Annotated in this window: 4 protein-coding genes and 1 pseudogene; 2 read left to right on the forward strand and 3 right to left on the reverse strand. The window is 75.4% G+C overall.

What is annotated here, in order from left to right; translation table 11 throughout:
- Positions 1-249, forward strand: a pseudogene (locus BZZ08_RS38200) (hypothetical protein); the annotation flags it as partial.
- 38 nt (positions 250-287) lie between these two features.
- Here the strand turns inward: BZZ08_RS38200 and BZZ08_RS38205 are convergent.
- The gene (locus BZZ08_RS38205; protein ID WP_104636710.1) at positions 288-1,229 is read right to left on the reverse strand and encodes a hypothetical protein; all 942 of its coding nucleotides are present in this window, start codon (positions 1,227-1,229) and stop codon (positions 288-290) included.
- Between the two features lie 142 nt (positions 1,230-1,371).
- On the reverse strand, positions 1,372-1,554 hold the full coding sequence (locus BZZ08_RS38210; RefSeq protein ID WP_104636711.1) for a hypothetical protein: 183 nt from the start codon (positions 1,552-1,554) through the stop codon (positions 1,372-1,374).
- Between the two features lie 112 nt (positions 1,555-1,666).
- Here BZZ08_RS38210 and BZZ08_RS38215 point away from each other — a divergent pair, with 112 nt between their 5' ends.
- On the forward strand, positions 1,667-3,016 hold the full coding sequence (locus tag BZZ08_RS38215; protein ID WP_104636712.1) for a helix-turn-helix domain-containing protein: 1,350 nt from the start codon (positions 1,667-1,669) through the stop codon (positions 3,014-3,016).
- Between the two features lie 36 nt (positions 3,017-3,052).
- Here BZZ08_RS38215 and BZZ08_RS38220 read toward each other — a convergent pair.
- Positions 3,053-3,794 (reverse strand): hypothetical protein (locus BZZ08_RS38220; RefSeq protein ID WP_241965666.1); only part of this gene is annotated, 742 nt, incomplete at its 5' end.

Raw genomic sequence — 3,794 nt, forward strand, 5'->3', positions numbered from 1 at the left:
GTGCGCAGCTGCCGGACCTGGCTGACGGTGGCCGAGGCCCGGCTCGGCGCCGGGCAGCCCCCGCAGGCACCCGCCGTGGAGGCGGCCGTCGACCGGGCGCACCACCAGTGGGGGCTGATCCGCGACGCCGGACGGGCCCGCGAACTGGGCGCGGCCCTCGCCGCGCTGCGCGGCCGGGTACCGGGCCGCCGCGAGGGCGCCCTGGACCATGTCCAGCGCGAACTGAGCCGCCTCCAGACCCAGGGCTGAGCCGCCTCCAGACCCCGGGCTGAGCCGTCCGGCACCCGTTAGGCGCGTCCGGCCTTGGCCCGGGTGCGGCGGCCCGTCTCCAGGATGCCGTTGATGATCTGGGTGTGCCGGCCCTTGAGCGCGGCGACCGGTACCTCGATCTTCCGGTGTTCCTCGTGCTCGCTCTGCCGTTCCTTCACGCTGTCCTTCTCGTGCCAGCGCAGTTCCGGGCCGCCCGCCTCGACGTACGGGATGTCCGGGACGGTCTGGAGCACCACACGCGCGCCGGTGTTCGGGTCGGGCAGCTCGATCCAGAAGTGGTCGGGGGCGGCGACACCGGCGCTCACCTTGTAATTGCACACGACCCAGGCCGCCGGGCGGTCGGTGGCGATCCGCAGGCCGTGGGAGGTCACGAAGGCGCGCATCGACTGTTCCATGAACGGCCGGACGTCGCCTTCGGCGGGTGGCCGCATCCTGTCGGGGTCGAAGGCCAGTCCGGCGGCCGTGATGGAGGCCCGCAGCTGGCCCAGTTCGGCCTTGACCGCGGGAGCGAGCTGGTCGAGCTTGCTGTCGTCGACGAAGGGCATGCTGGTCAGGTACTCCCAGCAGTCGCCGTGGGAGATTCCGGTGTCGTCCGTGGCCGCTCGCACCGCCCACTCCCAGCACGCGGCCTGCTCGCGGTCCTTCGGCAGTTTGCGTCCTCGGCCACCCTTGTAGGTGTCCTCGTGCCCGAGCTGCTGCCCGAGCGTGCTCACCGCGAGCGGATCGATCTCGCCCTCGGTGCTCTCCTCGTGGCCGCGCTTCGGCGCCCGCTGTACGGGGGCCCCGTGCAGCGCGCCCGGATGTCCGGACCGGCGGAGCGACTCCGTGACGGCGTCGTTCCCGGCGCTCTCCTGCAGACCGAGCAGCCGAGCCGTTCCCGGGTCCTGCTCGGGGCGGCGGACGGTGCGCCGTGATGCCGCGGCGGACTCCCGTTCCTCGTCCCGGTGGTGTGTCCGCACGTCCGTTCCTCTCCGCGCCGGATCCCGTCAGGGCTTGACCTGTCTGTCTATCGGAGCGCCGGCGGGGAGGGGAGCGGGCAACGGGCACGATCCGTGCCCGTCGGGGCAGTGTCTGCCGCCCCCGGCGCTGCCCCCACGCTCCTCAACGGTTCACCGGGGCCGATTCGCCCAGGTCCGAGGCGCTCTCCTCGGCCGGTGCGGGGGCGGGGTAGCCGGTCGCGGCCGTCGGGCCGGCGTTCCCGGCCAGCAGCAGGCAGGCCACGGCGGCGACGGCCGCGGCGAGGGCTCTGGCGTAACGTTCGGCGGTGCGGGAGCGTACGGGCACGGCGTCCTCTGGGGGATGAGGGAGTGTGTCAAGCGCGGTTAAGCGCGCTTAATACAGCGTTTAACCTAGAGCCGTCCGAGCCGAACGGCAAGAGCCTCATGGGGAGTTGGCAGTGGGGGACCGTGACGACCGAAACGCCATCGGACGCCGGGTGCAGCGGTTGCGGGCGGAGCGCGGGATGACCCAGCGCCAGCTCGCGGAGCCGGCCTACACACCCGCCTACATCTCCACCCTGGAGGCCGGCCGCGTCCGCCCCTCCGACGAGGCGCTGCGGCACCTCGCCGAGCGGCTCGGCGTCGGCTACGACGAACTGGCCACCGGACGACCCGCCCACCTCGCCACCGACCTGCGGCTCAGGCTCACCGGGGCACAGCGCACCCTCGCCACCGAGGGCGCCGAACAGGCCGCCGACCAGTACGCGGGGCTGCTCGCCGAGGCCGAGGCGTACGAGCTGGCCGAGGAGCGGGCCGCCGCGCTGCTCGGACTCGGGGAGTGCGCCGTGGAGACCGGCGAACTGACCGCCGGGCGGCAGTACTTCGAGCGGGCCGAACAGTGCCTCGTGGAGGCCGGCGCCCCGCTGCCCGCCCGGGTCCCCGCGCTGCGCGGACGGGCGCTCGCCCATTACCTCGCCGGTGAACTGCGCTACGCCGTCTACCTGCTGGAATCGACCCTCGACGAGCTGAACCGCGGCGGCCTGCACGACCCCGACGCGCTGCTGCTGCTCTACGCCAGCGCGATCGGCCCGTACATGGACATGGGCGCCCACGCGCGCGCCGCCCAGGCCGCCGAACTCGCCCTCTCCCTCGCCCCCAGTGCCGGGGATCCCGCCCTGGTGGCCCGCATGCACCGCTCGGTCGCCCGCACCCTGCTCGCCGAGGGCCGCCTCGCCGACGCCGACGCCTCGCTCGCCAAGGCGGCCGAGCTGTACCGCACGCTGCAACTGCGCACCGAGCTGGCCAACTGCCACTGGATGCGCGGCTACGTCTGCGCCCAGAACGGCGAACTCCCGCGCGCCGAGGCGGAGATGCGCGAGGCCCTCCACATGCTCTCGGCGACCCGTGCCGCCCTCTACAGCAGCCAGGTCGCCGTCGAACTGGCCGACGTGCTGCACCGGCGCGGCAAGTCCGAGGAGGCCGCGGACCTGCTGCACGGCGTCCTCGACGACCTCTCCTCCGAGCGCGGCGCCGTGCACTCCGCGGGCGCCCACCGGCTGCTCGGCATCATCGCCGAGGACGCCCGGGACACCGAGGCCGCCGAGGAGCACTACGTCCGTGCGCTGAGCCTGCTGGAGCGGGCCGGCGCGGCCGGTGACCTGGCCGACCTGTGCCGGCTCCTCGGCGACCTGCTGCGCCGCACCGGCCGCGTGGAGGCGGCCCTGGACGCGTACCGCACCGGCCTCGGGCACCGCACCGCGCCCGGCACGACCACCCTGGGCCCGGCGCCCGCCCAGCCGCCGCTGTAGCCCCGGCCGGCGTCCGGCCGGTGCCCTGCCGGGGGATCACACCTGGGCCCGGCCCTGTCGCCGTGCCTCCGTCAGGCGTCCGGTGCCGATCTCGACGGACGTCCGGGTGGCGTCGTCGGCGGGTTCGCCGAGGGTGCCGTTGGTGAGGCTGATCGCGTCGTCGCCGACGCGGACGGCGACGAGGTCCACCGTGAGGACTCCGCCCCGGGTGTCCGCCGCCGGGTCCGTCCCGTCGTCCGTCCTGTCGTCCGTCCCGTCGTCCGGCGCCGTGTCGCCCACCGTCACCCGCAGGCCCCGGCGGGCGTCCCCCGCGTCCGGCAGCGGCAGTTCGGTCACCCGGACGCCCCGGGTGGTGCCGTGGGCGGCGGCCCGCGCCGCGAAGTGCCCGCACGTGTCCGGCAGGGTCCCGAGCCAGGCCAGCGTCCGGTCCAGGTCGGCGGCGCGGTAGGAGGTGACCCGGTAGTGCAGCTGGGCCCCGCCGTCCGCGTCGTCCAGGGCGGCCGCGGCCCGGGGCGCGATGGCGGCGTCGGCGCCGAAGAGGTCCTCGGTGTAGAGGACGTCCAGCAGCCGTCGGCAGTCGGACCGTCCGGCGGTGGCCTTGAGCAGCTCGTCGCGCCAGGTCGCGGCACCCCGCGTGGGCTCCCACGTCTCCCCCAGGTCGGCCGCCGTGATCAGGGCCGCCCGCGCCTGCCCCCGGGTGAGTACCGGCGGCAGGCCCGGTGACGCGAGCGCGGCCGGGGACCGCGCGGCCGGCGGCGCCGTGCCGGCCGGCCCGTCC

It is taken from the genome of Streptomyces sp. MH60 (assembly GCF_002939385.1).
GTDB lineage: Bacteria > Actinomycetota > Actinomycetes > Streptomycetales > Streptomycetaceae > Streptomyces.